Origin of the sequence: Sedimentitalea xiamensis, from assembly GCF_030164465.1 — a bacterium.
Taxonomy (GTDB): domain Bacteria; phylum Pseudomonadota; class Alphaproteobacteria; order Rhodobacterales; family Rhodobacteraceae; genus Sedimentitalea; species Sedimentitalea xiamensis.
In genome coordinates this window covers 169,711-185,081 of the sequence record NZ_JASNJE010000004.1, presented here as the reverse complement: position 1 = coordinate 185,081, position 15,371 = coordinate 169,711, and the positions used below count along the sequence as shown (strand labels likewise).

At 67.2% G+C, this 15,371-nt stretch carries 19 protein-coding genes and 1 tRNA gene; 11 read left to right on the top strand and 9 right to left on the bottom strand.

Annotated features, from left to right (window positions below; translation table 11 throughout):
* Positions 1 to 56: 56 nt before the first annotated feature.
* Positions 57 to 142: transfer RNA gene (locus tag QO034_RS05245), tRNA-Leu, on the bottom strand.
* Positions 143 to 267: 125 nt separating this feature from the next.
* On the opposite strand from QO034_RS05245, the gene QO034_RS05240 reads away from it, so the two are divergent.
* Positions 268 to 846 carry a YqaA family protein gene (locus QO034_RS05240; RefSeq protein ID WP_284484452.1) on the top strand — a complete coding sequence of 193 codons (579 nt, stop codon included), beginning with the start codon at positions 268 to 270 and terminating at the stop codon, positions 844 to 846.
* A complete protein-coding gene (locus QO034_RS05235) occupies positions 843 to 1,304 on the top strand; it encodes a disulfide bond formation protein B (RefSeq protein ID WP_284484451.1) in 462 nt (153 codons plus the stop codon). The genes QO034_RS05240 and QO034_RS05235 overlap by 4 nt, the downstream gene beginning before the upstream one ends.
* Before the next feature lie 2 nt (positions 1,305 to 1,306).
* Here the strand turns inward: QO034_RS05235 and QO034_RS05230 are convergent, their stop codons facing one another.
* The gene (locus QO034_RS05230) at positions 1,307 to 1,732 is read right to left on the bottom strand and encodes an Lrp/AsnC family transcriptional regulator (RefSeq protein WP_284484450.1); all 426 of its coding nucleotides are present in this window, start codon (positions 1,730 to 1,732) and stop codon (positions 1,307 to 1,309) included.
* A 107-nt stretch (positions 1,733 to 1,839) separates the two neighbouring features.
* Between QO034_RS05230 and rocF the strand changes: the two genes are divergently transcribed.
* The 4 genes from rocF to QO034_RS05210 all read left to right on the top strand — a co-directional run bounded on the left by rocF (position 1,840) and on the right by QO034_RS05210 (position 4,909).
* Positions 1,840 to 2,766, top strand: coding sequence for an arginase (gene rocF, locus QO034_RS05225; protein WP_284484449.1), 927 nt, complete (start codon positions 1,840 to 1,842; stop codon positions 2,764 to 2,766).
* Positions 2,767 to 2,789: 23 nt separating this feature from the next.
* Positions 2,790 to 3,836 (top strand): ornithine cyclodeaminase, encoded by a 1,047-nt coding sequence (locus QO034_RS05220; protein ID WP_284484448.1) that lies wholly within the window; start codon positions 2,790 to 2,792, stop codon positions 3,834 to 3,836.
* Between the two features lie 92 nt (positions 3,837 to 3,928).
* Entirely contained in the window at positions 3,929 to 4,321 is a 393-nt protein-coding gene (locus QO034_RS05215; RefSeq protein WP_284484447.1) for a DoxX family protein, read from the top strand.
* A 150-nt stretch (positions 4,322 to 4,471) separates the two neighbouring features.
* On the top strand, positions 4,472 to 4,909 hold the full coding sequence (locus QO034_RS05210) for a PACE efflux transporter (protein WP_284484446.1): 438 nt from the start codon (positions 4,472 to 4,474) through the stop codon (positions 4,907 to 4,909).
* A gap of 197 nt (positions 4,910 to 5,106) precedes the next feature.
* Here QO034_RS05210 and QO034_RS05205 read toward each other — a convergent pair whose 3' ends face one another.
* A complete protein-coding gene (locus tag QO034_RS05205; protein WP_284484445.1) occupies positions 5,107 to 5,691 on the bottom strand; it encodes an HNH endonuclease in 585 nt (194 codons plus the stop codon).
* Between the two features lie 202 nt (positions 5,692 to 5,893).
* On the opposite strand from QO034_RS05205, the gene QO034_RS05200 reads away from it, so the two are divergent.
* Both QO034_RS05200 and QO034_RS05195 read left to right on the top strand, forming a co-directional pair.
* Positions 5,894 to 6,469 carry a pseudouridine synthase gene (locus QO034_RS05200; protein ID WP_284484444.1) on the top strand — a complete coding sequence of 192 codons (576 nt, stop codon included), beginning with the start codon at positions 5,894 to 5,896 and terminating at the stop codon, positions 6,467 to 6,469.
* 12 nt (positions 6,470 to 6,481) lie between these two features.
* Complete coding sequence (locus QO034_RS05195; protein WP_284484443.1) at positions 6,482 to 6,907, top strand: VOC family protein; 426 nt, start codon at positions 6,482 to 6,484, stop codon at positions 6,905 to 6,907.
* Between the two features lie 7 nt (positions 6,908 to 6,914).
* Here the strand turns inward: QO034_RS05195 and QO034_RS05190 are convergent, their stop codons facing one another.
* Complete coding sequence (locus tag QO034_RS05190; protein WP_284484442.1) at positions 6,915 to 7,214, bottom strand: putative quinol monooxygenase; 300 nt, start codon at positions 7,212 to 7,214, stop codon at positions 6,915 to 6,917.
* A gap of 16 nt (positions 7,215 to 7,230) precedes the next feature.
* A complete protein-coding gene (locus QO034_RS05185; RefSeq protein WP_284484441.1) occupies positions 7,231 to 7,896 on the bottom strand; it encodes an alpha/beta hydrolase in 666 nt (221 codons plus the stop codon).
* Between the two features lie 221 nt (positions 7,897 to 8,117).
* On the opposite strand from QO034_RS05185, the gene QO034_RS05180 reads away from it, so the two are divergent.
* Both QO034_RS05180 and QO034_RS05175 read left to right on the top strand, forming a co-directional pair.
* Complete coding sequence (locus QO034_RS05180) at positions 8,118 to 9,398, top strand: DUF3300 domain-containing protein (RefSeq protein WP_284484440.1); 1,281 nt, start codon at positions 8,118 to 8,120, stop codon at positions 9,396 to 9,398.
* Positions 9,399 to 9,402: 4 nt separating this feature from the next.
* Positions 9,403 to 10,302, top strand: a complete 900-nt coding sequence (locus tag QO034_RS05175) for a DUF2950 family protein (RefSeq protein WP_284484439.1) — start codon at positions 9,403 to 9,405, stop codon at positions 10,300 to 10,302.
* 7 nt (positions 10,303 to 10,309) lie between these two features.
* On the opposite strand, the gene QO034_RS05170 is transcribed toward QO034_RS05175, so the two are convergent.
* A complete protein-coding gene (locus tag QO034_RS05170) occupies positions 10,310 to 10,945 on the bottom strand; it encodes a DNA-3-methyladenine glycosylase family protein (RefSeq protein ID WP_284484438.1) in 636 nt (211 codons plus the stop codon).
* Complete coding sequence (locus QO034_RS05165) at positions 10,942 to 11,697, bottom strand: cobalt-precorrin-6A reductase (protein WP_284484437.1); 756 nt, start codon at positions 11,695 to 11,697, stop codon at positions 10,942 to 10,944. Before QO034_RS05165 ends, QO034_RS05170 begins: the two co-directional genes overlap by 4 nt.
* Positions 11,698 to 11,771: 74 nt before the next feature.
* Between QO034_RS05165 and QO034_RS05160 the strand changes: the two genes are divergently transcribed.
* Positions 11,772 to 12,986: an MFS transporter gene (locus QO034_RS05160; RefSeq protein ID WP_284484436.1), complete on the top strand. Its 1,215-nt coding sequence runs from the start codon at positions 11,772 to 11,774 to the stop codon at positions 12,984 to 12,986.
* A gap of 3 nt (positions 12,987 to 12,989) precedes the next feature.
* Here the strand turns inward: QO034_RS05160 and QO034_RS05155 are convergent, their stop codons facing one another.
* Together QO034_RS05155 and cimA are read right to left on the bottom strand one after the other, a co-directional pair.
* Positions 12,990 to 13,760 (bottom strand): squalene/phytoene synthase family protein, encoded by a 771-nt coding sequence (locus QO034_RS05155; RefSeq protein WP_284484435.1) that lies wholly within the window; start codon positions 13,758 to 13,760, stop codon positions 12,990 to 12,992.
* A complete protein-coding gene (gene cimA / locus QO034_RS05150) occupies positions 13,744 to 15,360 on the bottom strand; it encodes a citramalate synthase (RefSeq protein WP_284484434.1) in 1,617 nt (538 codons plus the stop codon). Before cimA ends, QO034_RS05155 begins: the two co-directional genes overlap by 17 nt.
* Positions 15,361 to 15,371: the final 11 nt, after the last annotated feature.

The following is a 15,371-nucleotide window of genomic DNA, read 5'->3' as shown; positions in this document are numbered from 1 at the left end:
CGTCAGCGCACTGACATGCAAAGGAAAAAAGCGACCGGATCTTTTCGGGATGAGGCTGGTACCCAAGGCCGGACTCGAACCGGCACGCCCGCAAAGGCGGGGGATTTTGAATCCCCTGCGTCTACCATTCCGCCACTTGGGCCTCGGGGAAGGATGTAACGCCGCCATGCGCCGAGGTCCAGAGCCAAAAATCACGCCGGTTTCGGTTGACGCTGGCCCCGGCGCATGGTTTTGGCAGGCAAACGCTTCGCCAGAGACCTCCCGGCCATGCTCAGAAAAACCTACGATCGGACGATGCGGCTCGCCGAACACCCGCATGCCCTCGGGTGGCTGGCGGTGGTGGCCTTCGTCGAAAGCTCGGTCTTCCCGATACCGCCCGATGTGATGATGATCCCGATGATCATCGCGCGGCCCTCCCGCGCCTGGCAGATCGCCGGAGTCGCGCTCGCCGCCTCGGTCGCGGGCGGCCTGCTCGGCTACGCCATCGGCGCCTTCGCCTACGAAGGCATCGGCCAGCCGATCCTCGCCGCCATGGGCAAGGGCGACGCGATGGCGGAATTCAACACCCGGTTCAACGACTTCGGGTTCTGGGCGGTCCTCGCCGCCGGGGTCACGCCGTTTCCCTACAAGGTCATCACCATCATGTCCGGATGGACCGGCATGCCGCTGGGCACCTTCATCGCCACCTCGATCCTCGCCCGGTCGATCCGGTTCTTCGCCGTGGCCGGGCTGCTCAGGGCCTTCGGCGCCCCCGCGCGCAGCTTCATCGAACAGCGGCTCGGGCTGGTGTTCACGGTCTTCGTGCTGCTGCTGATCGGCGGCTTCGCCGCGGTGAACTACCTGTGAGCCGGACCCTGCTCATCGCCATCGCCGCCGGCGGCTCGCTCGCGCTGCTGCTGGGCGCCTTCGGGTTCCAGCACCTGGGCGGGCTGGCGCCCTGCAAGCTCTGTCTCTGGCAGCGCTGGCCCCATGCCGCAGCAATCGCCATCGGCGCCGTGGCGCTGGTCCTGCCGGGCCGCGCCCTGCCCCTGCTCGGCGCGCTGGCGGCGCTGACCACGGCGGGCATCGGGGTCTATCACACCGGCGTCGAACGCGGCTGGTGGCAAGGGCCCACCACCTGCACCTCCGGCCCCATCGGCAACCTGACGCCGCAGGAACTGATGGACCAGATCATGGCCGCGCCGCTGGTGCGCTGCGACGATGTCCCCTGGGAAATGCTGAGCCTGTCGATGGCAAGCTGGAACGCGCTGATCTCCCTCGGCCTCGCCCTGATCTGGCTCGCCGCCGCCCGCGCGCCCCGCTGAACTCACGTCGCCTTGCGCGTCGCCAGCAGCAGGCTGGTCTCGCTGGTCTGCACCCCGTCGAAGCGGCGGATCCTGCTCAGGGCGGCATCCAGCCCTTCCAGCGTCTCGGTGCCGATCTCCACGATCACGTCCCAGCGCCCGTTGGTGGAATGCACCGCGCGCACTTCCGGCAGGCCCTGAAGCTGGCGGATCACCCGGTCGGTGCCACGCCCCTCGATGCCGATCATCATCAGCCCGCGCACCGGGTCGCGCAGCGTGTCCTGCTTCAGCACCACGGTGAATCCCAGGATCTCGCCCCGCTGCTGCAACCGCTCGATCCGCGCCCGCACCGTGGTGCGCGACAGGTTCAGCCCCAGGGCCAGGTCGGACAGGGACGCCCGCGCGTCATGGCGCAGGGCGGCGATCAGCCGTTCATCCGTTTTGTCCATGAGATTCCTCCGTTTCGCCGGGTTTTTAGTCATTCTGCGCAAAATACCGCCTTCACTCTACCCCAAATCGAACAGTATGTGACGGCCATTCACAGACAGAGGCTGACATGACCCGCAAGACCTGCATCCTGATCGGGGCTCCGGTGGACAGCGGCAAGGACCGCCGCGGCTGCCTGATGGGGCCCGACGCCTACCGCACCGCCGGGCTGACCGAGGCGCTGACCGACCTTGGCCACAGGGTGCGCGACAGCGGCAACCTGACCCCGGCGTCCCACGCGCCCGACAGCGCCGGCGGGCCGCTGTTCCGCCCCAACGAAACCATCGGCTGGACCTTCCGCCTGATCCGCGCCGCCGAAGAGGCGATGACCCAGGGCCTGCCGATCTTCCTCGGCGGCGATCACGCCCTGTCGCTGGGCAGCGTCGCCGGCGTCGCCAACCACGCCGCCCGGCAGGGCCGGCCGCAATTCGTGCTCTGGCTCGATGCGCACAGCGACTACCACACGCCCGAAACCACCACATCCGGCAACCTGCACGGCACCCCGCTCGGCTACGTGACCGGGCGCGGCGGCTTCGGCGGCTTTCCGGTGATCGCCAACCCGATCCCGCAGGAAAACATCTGCATTCTCGGGCTGCGCTCGGTCGATGCCGCCGAAAAGCTGGCCCTTCAGGCCACCGCCATCCACCGCCACGACATGCGCGAGATCGACGAAACCGGCATCGCCCGTCCGCTCGCGGGTTTCCTCGACCGGGTCGACGCCGCCAACGGCATGCTGCACGTCAGCCTCGACGTGGATTTCCTCGACCCGATGATCGCACCCGCCGTCGGCACCACCGTTCCCGGCGGCGCCACCATCCGCGAGGCGCATCTGGTGATGGAAATGATCTGCGACAGCGGGCTGATGACCTCGCTGGACCTCGTCGAACTCAACCCCTTCCTCGACGACCGCGGCCGCACCGCGCAGGTGATGGTGGACCTCGCCGCCTCCGCCCTCGGCCGCCGCGTCTTCGACCGACCGACGCCGGGGCAGCAATGAACATCGAGACCAGGATCGCGACCATGACCCAACCTTCCGACAAGGCCCTCGTGCCCTTCGTCTCCGTCGATCACATGATGCAGCTGATCCACCGGATCGGCATGGACGACATGCTGCGCGGGCTGGCCGACTATATCGAGGCCGATTTCCGCCGCTGGGAGCTGTTCGACAAGACCCCGCGCGTGGCCAGCCATTCCGATGTCGGCGTGATCGAACTGATGCCCACCTCGGATGGCGAGGCCTATGGCTTCAAATACGTCAACGGCCACCCCAAGAACACCGCCGAGGGGCTGCAGACCGTCACCGCCTTCGGCCTCTTGGCCGATGTCGCCTCGGGCTACCCGGTGCTGCTCACCGAAATGACCATCCTGACCGCGATGCGCACCGCCGCGACCAGCGCCATGGTCGCCAGACACCTCGCCCCGAAAGGGGCCGACACCATGGCGATGATCGGCAACGGCGCGCAGTCGGAATTCCAGACCCTGGCGATGAAGGCGATCTGCGGGCTGAAATCCGTGCGCCTCTACGATACCGACCCCGCCGCCACCGCCAAATGCGCCGCCAACCTCGCCGGGCACGGGCTGACCGTGGTTCCCTGCGCCACGCCCGAAGAGGCCATCGAGGGCGCGCAGATCCTCACCACCTGCACGGCGGACAAGCAATACGCCACCATCCTGACCGACAACATGGTCGGCGCGGGCGTGCATATCAACGCCATCGGCGGCGACTGCCCCGGCAAGACCGAACTGGCCCCGGCGATCCTGCACCGGTCGGACATCTTCGTCGAATTCCCGCCCCAGACCCGCATCGAAGGCGAAATCCAGCAACTGGCCCCGGATCACCCGGTCACGGAACTCTGGCAGGTCATCAGCGGCACCGCGCCGGGCCGCACGTCGGACCGCCAGATCACCCTGTTCGACAGCGTCGGCTTCGCGATCGAGGATTTCTCCGCCCTGCGCTACGTGCGCGATGCGCTGAAAACCCACCCGCTCTACCACCCGCTCGACCTGCTGGCCGACCCGGACGACCCGCGCGATCTCTTCGGCATGGTCCAGCGCGCCGCGCCCTGACGGCGCGCAAGCGATGTGCAGCGGTCATATCGTCTTTTCCCGAGCGAAAAAATCGGACATATCTCCGGGCATCCCGCAACCCGGAGAACGAGATGAAACAGAAACTCAACGCGCTTGCCCCCCTCATGCTCAGCCTGACCCGCATCATGGCGGGTCTGATCTTCATGGCCCACGGCACCCAGAAACTGCTGAACTTCCCGGCGGCCGAATCCGCGCCGGCGATGTTTTCCCTGTCCTGGATCGCCGGGCTGATCGAACTCGTCTGCGGCGCCCTGATCGCCGTCGGCTTCCTGACCCGCGCGGCGGCCTTCCTGTCCTCCGGGCTGATGGCCTTCGCCTATTTCCTTGCCCATGCGCCGCGCGATTTCTTCCCGGTCAACAACGGCGGCGACGCGGCGATCCTCTACTGTTTCTTCTTCCTGTTCCTGGTCTGCTACGGCCCCGGCCCTCTGAGCCTCGACAGGATCCTGGGCCGCGACCGCTGACCCGAACCCGCGACCGGAGCGGCGGCTTTCGCCCCGCTCCGCGACGCCCTTGAACTGCCCGCCCGGCGATGTCATATCACGCGGAGTGAGGACGACCTCCCCAGATGGACAAACAGCCGGGACGGCCCGGCACCCTGTCATGAGGTTGCCATGCGCTCCCCCCTCGACCGTCTCCGCCACGCGCTCGCTTTCGAAATCGTCGCCCTGATCCTGATCACCCCGCTCGGCGCGATGGCGTTTCACCTGCCCATGCATGAAATCGGCCTCGTCGGCCTTGTCAGCGCCACGCTCGCGACGCTGTGGAACCTTCTCTACAACTTCCTTTTCGACCTCGTTCTGAAACGCCGGACCGGCACCACCCTGAAAACCGGCGGCATGCGGGTGATCCATGCCGTCCTGTTCGAAACCGGCCTGCTCATCGTCCTGATGCCGTTCATCGCCTGGTATCTGGGCGTATCGCTCTGGCAGGCCTTCGTGATGGACGTGTCCTTCGCGCTGTTCTACGTGGTCTACGCGTTCGGTTTCAACTGGGCCTACGACCGGCTGTTTCCGCTGCCGGAATGGCAGAAGGCCCGGACCGCGACCTGACCGCGCGAAGGACCGCGCGCCCGGTTAACCCGCCCGCCGGCGCATCCGCGTATGCACGGCGTATGCACGCGGTCTGCACGCCCGGCACAGGCCGGATTCGGCCCGAACGGCCTTGTTAACCTGGCCCTTCGGCGCGATTCGCCCCGAACCGCGCGTCCGCGCGTTAACGTTCGCTTCAGACCTGGACCGACCGCGCCTCAGGCTTCCAGTTCCGCATCCCAGTAGAGGAAATCCATCCAGCTTTCATGCAGGTGGTTGGGCGGGAACTTGCGGCCCATGTTGCGCAACTCCTCGGCGCCGGGCTGGCGCGGCGGACGGCGCAGGGACATGCCCGTGCGGTGCAGCGCCTTGGACCCTTTCTTCAGGTTGCAGGGCGAACAGGCCGCCACCACGTTCTGCCAGCTCGTCACCCCGCCACTGGCGCGCGGCACCACATGGTCAAAGGTCAGATCGCCCTTGCCGCCGCAATACTGGCAGCGGAATTCGTCCCGCAGGAATAAATTAAAGCGCGTGAAGGCCACGCGCTTTTGAGGTTTCACATAGTCCTTCAGCACCACCACCGAAGGTATTCGGATCACCGTGCTGGGACTGCGCACCACGTCCTCGTATTCGGCGACAATGTCCACCCGGTCGAGCCATTTCGCCTTGATCGCCTCCTGCCAGCTCCAGAGACTCAGCGGATAGTAGGACAAGGGGCGGTAATCGGCATTCAGGACCAGCGCCGGGTTCTGGCGCAAGGCCCCGGGTTCTCTGACAAATTCCGTCCTGAACTCTGCATTCATGGGTGACTCCGATCGCGCCCTGCCTGCTTGATTCCGGCACCGGAACGGGGAACCCGCCCCAGTATGTCGATGACTATATATCGTGGCTTCATGCTGGCAAGCCCTGTTTTATCACTAGATATCGGTCGCTTTCCGCCCGCATGCTGCATCCGCACGGTAACGGGGGCATGACAGGTTTCGCGGCCTGCGCTATGGCTGGCGGATGACCCGGCTGATCCGCTTCAACAAACCCTTCGACGTGCTGCCCCAGTTCACCGATCGCGGCATCGCGGGTTCGCCGCGCCGCACCCTGTCGGATTTCATCGACCTGCCCGGCGTCTACCCGGCCGGACGGCTGGACCGGGACAGCGAGGGGCTGATGCTGCTGACCGACGACGGCAGGCTTCAGGCCCGGATTTCCGACCCCCGCCACAAGATGGAAAAGACCTATTGGGTGCAGGTCGAAGGCCTGCCGGACGATGCCACCCTCGACCGGCTGCGCAGCGGCGTGACCCTGAAGGACGGCCCCACCCGGCCCGCCGGCGTCCGCCGCATCGACCCGCCCGCCGGCCTCTGGCCGCGGGTTCCGCCGATCCGGCTGCGCAAGTCGGTGCCCGATTGCTGGATCGAACTGACGATCTCCGAAGGGCGCAACCGCCAGATCCGGCGGATGACCGCCGCCGTCGGCCACCCGACCCTGCGCCTGATCCGCCACCGGATCGGCCGCTGGAGCCTCGCCGGCCTGCCGCCCGGCGCCTGGGACGACCTGCCGCCCCCTGACAGGGGCGCGCGGCCCTGATAGACTGCCGTCATGGACAAGGACAGGCCCCACCCCGTTCCGCACGCGATCCTCGAAACCGCGCTCTATGTCGACGATCTCGATGCCGCGACCGGATTCTACCAGGGATTACTGGGGCTTGAGGCGTTTCAGACGGTCGCCGGCCGGCATGTGTTCTTCCGCGTCGGCCCTGCCGTGCTGCTGGTGTTCAACCCGGACCAGACCGAAATCCCGACCCGCAACCCGCGCCTGCCGGTGCCGCCGCACGGGGCGCGCGGACCGGGGCATGTGTGCTTCGCGATGCCGCGCGAAGAGATCGCCGCGATGCGGGCGCGGCTGCTGGCCGCAGGTGTCGCGGTGGACGCGGAATTCGACTGGCCCAACAGCGCCCATTCGCTTTACGTGCGCGACCCGGCGGGCAATTCGGTCGAATTCGCCGAACCCCGGCTCTGGGACTGATCCCGGCTCAGATCCTGGCCCGCGCCCCCGCCTCGATGGTCTCGATCTCGCGGGAAATGACCCCGATCTCGCCCAAAGCCTCGCGGAAGGCGGCCATGTGGGCGGATTCGCCATGCGCCTTCAGCGCCGCCGCATCCTGCCATTCCTCGTAGACGCGGAACCGGTGCGGGGCCTCGATGAGCTGCGAAAACTCGTAGATGTGGCACCCCGCCTCCTTGCGGGTTTCCTCCATCATCCTGATCGCCGCGGCCTGCGCCGGGCCGATATTTTCCGGGTTGATCTCGATGATGCCGGTCACGATCAGCATGGGTGGTTCCCCTCTCTCAGAGACTGAGCTTGTCGCGCATGAAGGCGAGCGCCACGCTCAGCCCGTCCGGCGCGATGCCATGCCCGGTGCCCTTCATCACATGCGCGTAGACATCCACGAACCCGGCGTCCTGCAACGCCTGCGCCGCCTGCGGCAGCGATTGCGGCGGCACCACGTCGTCGGCGTCGCCATGCACCAGCAAGACCGGCGGGCGCACCACCACCTCTTCGGCGAGCGTTTCCGGCGACAGGAGCCGCCCGGAAAACGCCACCACCCCGGCCACGGCATCTTCGCGGCGGGGCGCGACATGCAGCGCCATCATCGTGCCCTGCGAAAATCCGAACAGCACGACCTGTTCCGGCAGAACGTCCTCGTCCACCATGAGCGCATCCAGGAATGCGTTCAGGTCCTGCACCGCCGCCGCCATGCCGCGTTCCGCCTCTTCCTCGCTCGATCCGTCGATCCAGGGGATCGGGAACCACTGGAACCCCATCGGCATTCCGGGAATGGTTTCCGGCGCGTCCGGCGCCACGAACAGCGTATCCCGCAGGTGTTCGCCCAGCGGATCCGCAAGCCCCAGCAGATCCGCGCCATTGGCCCCGTAGCCATGCAGGAAAACCACGACGGACCGGGTCGTTCCGGACTGCGGTTCCCTGCGGTCCGCATTCAATACGCGCGTCATGTCGGTCCTCGCCCTGTTTTGCGGCTGTCCGGCGAGTCCGCGCGGACCCGGCAAGCCTGCCCTGTCCGGACCGGTTCTGGCACGCCCGCGCAGGACAGGCAAGACATAAGCCCCGCGCCCCCCTGCCGGCCGGTTCGCCCGGACATCCTCCGGCGAGAAAACCGTTGCATTGTCGCCCGCAGACCCTAGCGTTGACTCAACCGGAAAATGGGAGGACGCCCGTGACCAGAAACCTGACCGCCCTGTGTCTTTCGCTGAGCGTGCTTGCCGCCCCGGTGGCGCAGGCCCAGACCCAGGAGACAGATGCCGAAGATGCCGTCGCGCCGGAGGAACTTCTGACCCAGGCGGAAATCGAAACCCTGGTGGCGCCGGTCGCGCTCTACCCGGACACACTCCTCGTGCAGATCCTCGTGGCCTCCACCTATCCGCTGGACGTGATGAAGGCCGACCGCCTGCTGGCGATGAACCAGGACACCGGCCAGGATGCGCTTCAGGCCGAAATCGAATCCCAGGGATACGATTCCAGCGTCGAGGTGCTGGCCACCGCCTTTCCCAGCGTCGTGACCGACATGGCCACCCATGTGGAATGGACAGAGGCGATGGGCAACGCGATGCTCGCGCAGAGCGACGACGTGATGCAGGGCGTGCAGACCATGCGCAAGCAGGCCATCGACAACGGCGCCCTGATCAGCGGCGACGCCCAGACCGTCGAAGTCAGCAGCGATGACGACGTCATCATCCAGCCGACCGATCCGGAAGTGGTCTATGTCCCGCAATACGATCCGCAGGTGGTCTATGCGGACAACGGCAGCGATGTCGGGGACGCCCTGATGGCCGGGGCGGTGGCCTTCGGCACCTTTGCGGTGATGGATGCGATCTTTGACAATGACGACCCCTGGAACGACTACTGGGGCTGCCGGAACTGCGGCGGCTGGGGGGGCGGCAGCGGCGGCATCATCCGGAACCCGAACATCGACCTGGACGTGGACGGCAACGTCAACATCGGCAACTCGATCGATCTTGGCGACAGGGAATGGCGCCCGGACGACAAGCGCAAGCGCGACGCGCAACACAAGATCGCGGACAGGCGCGGACCGGAGGGCAAGACGAAGCTGCCGATCGACAAGGGCGACAGCCGCGGCGACGCGCTGCGGGCCAACCTGTCGGACCGGGCCGGCGTCGCCGACATCAGCCGTCCCGGTAACCGCGACCAGATCGCCAATGTCCAGCGCCCGTCCAAACGTCCGGAGGGGGTGAAGCAGGGCGCGATCGACAGGACCAAGCCGGCGCGCAACGGACCCGCGGCCTCCAAGGCCGTCGCCCACAAACCCGCCGTCAAGAAACCGGCCGTCAAGAAGCCCGCGGCCAACAAGCAGGCCATCCGGAAAGCCGCGCCGGCGCGCAAACCGACGGCCATGGCGAAACGCGCGCCGTCCCACAAGGCGCGGGCGGCATCACATCGGGGCGGCGGCGCGCACAAAGCCGGCAGCAGGCGGAGATAGGACCATGAAGCGCATTTTTGTCAGCGGGCTGACCATCGCCAGCCTTTCCGCAACCGCCCTTGTCGCAGAGCCCGCCATCTACGGCTCGCCCACCGATACCGTCATGGCCTTCATGGACGCGCTGAACGCCTCGGATCAGGAAGCGCTCCTGACCGTGTTCGGCCCGGAGAACAGGGATCTCCTGCTCAGCGGCGATTCCGTCGAGGACCGGATCAACCGGATCGCCATTCTGACCATGTATCGCGAAGGCTATCGCCTCGAACCGCAAGACGATGGATCCGTGGTTCTCGCCCTCGGAGAAGACGGCTGGCCCTTCCCCGTCCCGATCGCCCGGACCGGCGACGGCTGGGGCTTTGACGCCGATGCCGGATATGCCGAGGTGACGGCGCGGGAGATCGGCGGCAACGAACTGGACGTCATTGACCTGCTGGACGCCTACGGGGACGTACAAATGGCCTTCCGGCTGGTCGATCAGGATGGCGACGGCGTGATGGAATTCGCGCGCCGGATCATCTCTTCCGCCGAGGATCGCGACGGCCTGTTCTGGCCCGGACAGAACAGCCCGATGGGTGCGAATCTCGCGCGGGCGTCGGTTTTCGGCTATAATGACGGTGTCGAGGACCGGTCTCCGGAACCGTTCGGCGGCTATTACTTCCGTATCCTCGAAGGCCAGACCGACGCCGCCCCCGGCGGCGCGATGAGCTATCTGGTCAACGACCAGATGGTCGGCGGTCACGCCTTGCTGGCGGTTCCCGCAAACTACGGCGAATCCGGCGTGCACAGCTTCATGGTGTCCGAAAACGGCGTGATCCTTCAGGCGGATCTCGGGGAAAACACCCTGGAACTGGCGGCGGACATGACGCTTTACGATCCGACCGGAGACTGGAGCCCGGTGGAGGACTGACCGCGACCTAATCCGAAATTCCCCGCTGGGTCGTGGTGACGCGATAGTAGGACCACAAGAGCCGCGCCGCCACCGACCGCCAGGGCGACCAGTCTTCGGCCAGGGCGCGCAGGGCGCGTTCCTTCGGCCGTTCCGGCAGGTCGAACAGGACGCGCGCGGCTTCCTGCAACGCCAGGTCGCCGGGCGCGAAGACGTCGGCGCGCCCCAGGCTGAACATGGCGTAGATCTCGGCGGTCCAGACGCCGATCCCCGGCACCTCTGTCAGCGTGGCGATCACCTGCTCCGTCGGCGTGACGCGCAGCATGTCGAAGTCGATCCCGACATCGGCCAGGGCACGGGAATAGCGCATCTTCTGGCGGCTCAGCCCGACGGCGCGCAGGTCATCGTCCGAACTGGCCGCGATCCGGTCCGCACCGGTCAGCCCCGCCTCCCGCATCCGGTTCCAGATCGCATCTGCCGAGGCGACGCTGACCTGCTGGCTCACGATGGCGTTGAGCAGGGCGTCAAACCCGTCGGGCTTGCGGCGCAACGGCAGCGGACCGGTCTCGCGCAGCGCCGCGGCAAACCGCGGGTCGCGTTCCGCCAGCCAGGCCGCGCCTTCGGACACGCAGGCATCGCTGCGAATGATCCGACCGACGCTCACAGCCCTTCCACCCAGTCGAGCGCGGCGGAAACGGTTTCCAGCCGCAGCACATCGGGCTGCGGCGGACGGGCGACCAGAATCACCGGCAGTCCCAGTTTCCGCGCCGCATCGAGCTTCGTGTGGCTCGGCGCGCCGCCGCTGTTCTTGCACACCAGGACATCGATCTTCAGGTCGCGCAGCGTGTCCAGTTCCTCTTCCACCGAAAACGGCCCCTGCCCGGTGACATAGCGCACGTTCCGATAACCGTCCGTCGCGTCCCGCGGTTCAAGCTGGCGCACGAAGAACCGCGCCGGACTGCGGGATACCAGCTGGTCGAGCGTGGCGCGCCCCGTGGTCGTGAAAACCCGCTGTCCGGGGCGCAGGAAGGCGGCGACCGCGGCCTCGTTGGCGACCTCGGTCCATCTGTCGCCCGTCCCCGGCGTCCAGGCGGGCCGCAAGACCTGGGCGAAGGGAAGCGCCAGCCGGGCGCAGACCCGCGCCGACTGGGCGGTGATCTGACTGGCGAAAGGGTGCGTCGCATCCAGCACCGCATCCACCCGCTCGGAGGTCAGGAACCGCGCCATTCCGTCTTCGCCGCCAAACCGGCCCAGCCGGGTCGGCACCGGCAACGGCCCGGTGCTGCGTTCCGGAAAGAGCAGCGAGGCCGTCACCGACCAGTCCCGCACCCCGGACAGGGCGGCGGCGATCTCGCGCGCCTCTCCGGATCCGGCCAGCAGCAGAAGATGTCGTCTTGTGGACCCGATCAGCGTCATGCCCGCAGACTACGCCCGCAGCAGTCCGCTGCAAGACGCTTGTATATCGCGCGCCCCGAATATAACCAACCGGAATGACCGATCAGATCGACGACAGACGCGCCAGACGGAATGTCTGGATACTGGTGGCGGCCCAGGCCTTTCTGGGCGCCCAGATGCCGATGATCTTTACCATCGGCGGATTGGCCGGTCAGTCTCTGGCCAGCAACGTCTGCCTTGCGACCTTGCCGATTTCGCTGATCGTGCTCGGGTCCATGCTGTCGGCGACGCCGATTTCCGCCATCATGCAGAAGTTCGGCCGCCGCACCGGTTTCTTCATCGGCGCGCTCGGCGGGGCCGCCGGGGGCACGGTCGGCGCCTACGGTCTCTATCTCGGGTCGTTCCCGGTCTTCCTGGCAGGCAGTTTCCTGACCGGCATCTACATGAGCGCGCAGGGATTCTACCGCTTCGCCGCCGCAGATACGGCGTCCGACGCCTTCCGCCCCAAGGCGATTTCCTACGTGATGGCGGGCGGGCTGGTCTCCGCCGTCATCGGGCCGCAACTGGTCAAGGCGACCAGCGATGCCTTTGTCATTCCCTTCGTCGGCACCTATCTGGCGGTGATCGCGGTGAATGTCCTCGGATCGCTGCTGTTCTTCTTCATCGACATCCCGAAACCCCCTGCTCCCTCGGCGGACAGCCCGCGCGGCCGCACCCGGTGGGAACTGATCACCACCCCGCGTATCGCCGTGGCGGTGATCTGCGGGATGGTGTCCTATGCGCTGATGAACCTCGTCATGACTTCGACGCCGCTGGCCGTCGTCGGCTGCGGATATACCAAGGGCAATGCTGCGGACATCGTATCGGCGCATGTGCTGGCCATGTTCGCGCCGTCGTTCTTCACCGGCCACCTGATCGCGCGGTTCGGGGTCGAACGGATCGTGGCGCTGGGACTGGTCATTCTCGCCGGAGCCGGCGCGGTGGCGCTGCATGGCGTCGAACTGGAAAATTTCTTCGTCGCGCTGATCCTCCTGGGACTCGGCTGGAATTTCGGCTTCATCGGCGCGACCTCCATGCTGGCGGGCGCACATGCGCCGGAAGAGCGCGGCCGCATGCAGGGCCTGAACGATCTCCTGGTGTTCGGCGGCGTGACCGTCGCGTCGCTGGCCTCCGGCGGGTTGATGAACTGTTCCGGCGGCTCCGCTGTCGAAGGCTGGACCGCGGTCAACATGGCGATGGCCCCGCTTCTGGCCCTCGCCGGGGCAGCGCTGATCTGGCTGATGCTGCAACCGGAAACCCGCCGCCGCTGACGTTCAGATCCGCCCCAGGGCGGCCCTTGTGATCAGGCCGATCCGCTTGCGGGCCTCGCTCGTGCCCAGCGTTCCCTCCGCCACGCGCAGCGGGTTCGCGGCCGCCTGCGTCAGGATGGTTTCGGCCTGCCAACCGGCCAGCACCGCCGGAAGCGCCGCCCGGTCGATCCGCGTTCTGCGCGCCCGCGCCAGCCGGTCCAGACCGCGCCGCGCCAGCGACCGTATCCCGTCGGGCGTGCCATCCAGCAGCGGGATGCGTTTGCGCGCCTCAAGTCCGGGAATGGCGCGGAACCAGTTCGCCAGCCCCAGCGCAAAGCCGATGTCGCGGACGGCGGCTTCGTCCGCCGGTCCCAGCGACCGCGCCGCGAGCCACATCAGCGTGCCCGAGGTCTGGTCGATGTAACGGTCGAAATGCGCCGCGTCCTCGAACGGGTCGCGGTAGATGTCCCAGCGCCGCACGGCGACCATCCCGTCGGCCTGCGCCGCCAGGTCGGCGCTCAGCACCCCGGCCAGCGGCGTCACCACCTCGTGCCGGCGCACCGGCCCGCCTGCGGCGATTTCCGCAAGCGCATCGCGCCACCATTGCAGCCGCATCTCGGCGATCATGGTTTCCTGCGTCACCCAGGGCGCGCGCGCCACCTCGGCATTCAGCGCGTAGATCGGGAACAACACCCGCCGCGCCGCCACCGGGGCCGCCATCGCGGACAGGAACCGGTCCGGATCGGCCTTTTCCACCAGCGCCGCGCAGGCGGTCAGATCAGGGCTGAACGTCACGGATCAGCTTCCAGCGGATCGCATCGAGCAGCGCTTCGAAACTGGCGTCCACGATGTTGGCGCTGACGCCCACGGTGGACCAGCGCCGCCCCTTGCCGTCCTCGCTGTCGATGATGACGCGGGTCACGGCCTCGGTGCCGCCCTGGGTGATCCGCACCTTGAAATCGACCAGGTGCATGTCGTCGATCACCGCGGAATACTGACCCAGGTCCTTGGCCAGCGCCTTGGCCAGCGCGTTCACCGGGCCGCGGTCGCTGCCGCTCTCGTCCAGCGATTCACTGACCGACAGGCGCTTTTCACCGTCCACCTTCACGACGACCACGGCTTCGGACAGGCTGACCATGCGGTCATACTTGTTCTTGCGCCGCTCGACCGTCACCTTGTAGCGCTTGACCTCGAAAAAGTCCGGCAACTGCCCCAGCGCCTCGCGGGCGAGCAGTTCGAAACTGGCCTGCGCGGTGTCGTAGCTGTAGCCTTCGTCCTCGCGCGCCTTGATCCGTTGGAGGATCAGGCCAAGCGCCGGATCCTTCGGCGCCACGGTCAGACCGGCATCCGCCAGCCGCTTGCGCAGGTTCGACTGTCCCGCCTGGTTGGACATCGGGATGATCCGCGCATTGCCGACCCGTTCCGGTTCGACATGTTCGTAGGTCGACGGGTTCTTCACGATGGCGCTGGCATGCAGCCCGGCCTTGTGGGCGAAGGCCGATGCCCCGACATAGGGCGCCTGCCGCATCGGCACCCGGTTCAGGATATCGTCCAGCATCCGGCTGATCCGGGTCAGCCCGGCGAGCGCCTCGGGCGTGATCCCGGTGTCGAAGCGGCTGGCATAGGGTTCCTTCAGCAGCAGCGTCGGGATCAGCGAGGTCAGGTTGGCATTTCCGCAGCGTTCGCCCAGCCCGTTCAGCGTGCCCTGCACCTGCCGCGCGCCGGCATCCACGGCGGCCAGCGTGTTGGCCACCGCGTTCTCGGTATCGTTATGGGTATGGATGCCCAGACGGTCGCCCGGAATGCCGGCCGCGATCACCTCCGCCACCACGCGCCCCACGTCGGAGGGCAGCGCGCCGCCATTGGTGTCGCAGAGCACGATCCAGCGCGCGCCCGCCTCCAGCGCCGCGCGGCAGGCCGCGAGCGCATAGTCCGGGTTGTCGCGGTAGCCGTCAAAGAAGTGCTCGGCGTCAAAAAGCGCCTCGCGCCCCTGCCCGACGATATGCGCGATCGACGCGCCGATATTGGCAAGGTTCTCTTCCAGCGTGATGCCGAGCGCCTCGGTCACGTGATAGTCATGCGCCTTGCCGACGAGGCAGACGGTCTGAGTGCCCGCGTTCATCACCGCCGCCAGAACGTCGTCGTTGTCGGCAGAGCGGCCGGCCCGCTTGGTCATGCCAAAGGCGGTCAGACGGGCGCGGGTTCGCGGCGCGGCCTCGAAAAACGCGCTGTCGGTCGGATTCGCGCCCGGCCAGCCGCCTTCGATGTAGTCGACGCCGAGCACATCGAGCGCGGTGGCGATCTTCACCTTCTCGGCGGTGGAGAACTGCACCCCCTGCGTCTGCTGCCCGTCGCGCAGGGTGGTGTCGTAGAGATAGAGGCGGGTGCGGGTCATCGGGCGGTCGC

What these genes read in the sequence shown, in the direction of transcription:
- QO034_RS05240 (WP_284484452.1), top strand. Translation starts at nt 268, where the DNA reads ATGCTCAGAAAAACCTACGATCGGACGATGCGGCTCGCCGAACACCCG.
- QO034_RS05230 (WP_284484450.1), bottom strand. Translation starts at nt 1,732, where the DNA reads ATGGACAAAACGGATGAACGGCTGATCGCCGCCCTGCGCCATGACGCG.
- rocF (WP_284484449.1), top strand. Translation starts at nt 1,840, where the DNA reads ATGACCCGCAAGACCTGCATCCTGATCGGGGCTCCGGTGGACAGCGGC.
- QO034_RS05220 (WP_284484448.1), top strand. Translation starts at nt 2,790, where the DNA reads ATGACCCAACCTTCCGACAAGGCCCTCGTGCCCTTCGTCTCCGTCGAT.
- QO034_RS05215 (WP_284484447.1), top strand. Translation starts at nt 3,929, where the DNA reads ATGAAACAGAAACTCAACGCGCTTGCCCCCCTCATGCTCAGCCTGACC.
- QO034_RS05210 (WP_284484446.1), top strand. Translation starts at nt 4,472, where the DNA reads ATGCGCTCCCCCCTCGACCGTCTCCGCCACGCGCTCGCTTTCGAAATC.
- QO034_RS05205 (WP_284484445.1), bottom strand. Translation starts at nt 5,691, where the DNA reads ATGAATGCAGAGTTCAGGACGGAATTTGTCAGAGAACCCGGGGCCTTG.
- QO034_RS05200 (WP_284484444.1), top strand. Translation starts at nt 5,894, where the DNA reads ATGACCCGGCTGATCCGCTTCAACAAACCCTTCGACGTGCTGCCCCAG.
- QO034_RS05195 (WP_284484443.1), top strand. Translation starts at nt 6,482, where the DNA reads ATGGACAAGGACAGGCCCCACCCCGTTCCGCACGCGATCCTCGAAACC.
- QO034_RS05190 (WP_284484442.1), bottom strand. Translation starts at nt 7,214, where the DNA reads ATGCTGATCGTGACCGGCATCATCGAGATCAACCCGGAAAATATCGGC.
- QO034_RS05185 (WP_284484441.1), bottom strand. Translation starts at nt 7,896, where the DNA reads ATGACGCGCGTATTGAATGCGGACCGCAGGGAACCGCAGTCCGGAACG.
- QO034_RS05175 (WP_284484439.1), top strand. Translation starts at nt 9,403, where the DNA reads ATGAAGCGCATTTTTGTCAGCGGGCTGACCATCGCCAGCCTTTCCGCA.
- QO034_RS05165 (WP_284484437.1), bottom strand. Translation starts at nt 11,697, where the DNA reads ATGACGCTGATCGGGTCCACAAGACGACATCTTCTGCTGCTGGCCGGA.
- QO034_RS05160 (WP_284484436.1), top strand. Translation starts at nt 11,772, where the DNA reads ATGACCGATCAGATCGACGACAGACGCGCCAGACGGAATGTCTGGATA.
- cimA (WP_284484434.1), bottom strand. Translation starts at nt 15,360, where the DNA reads ATGACCCGCACCCGCCTCTATCTCTACGACACCACCCTGCGCGACGGG.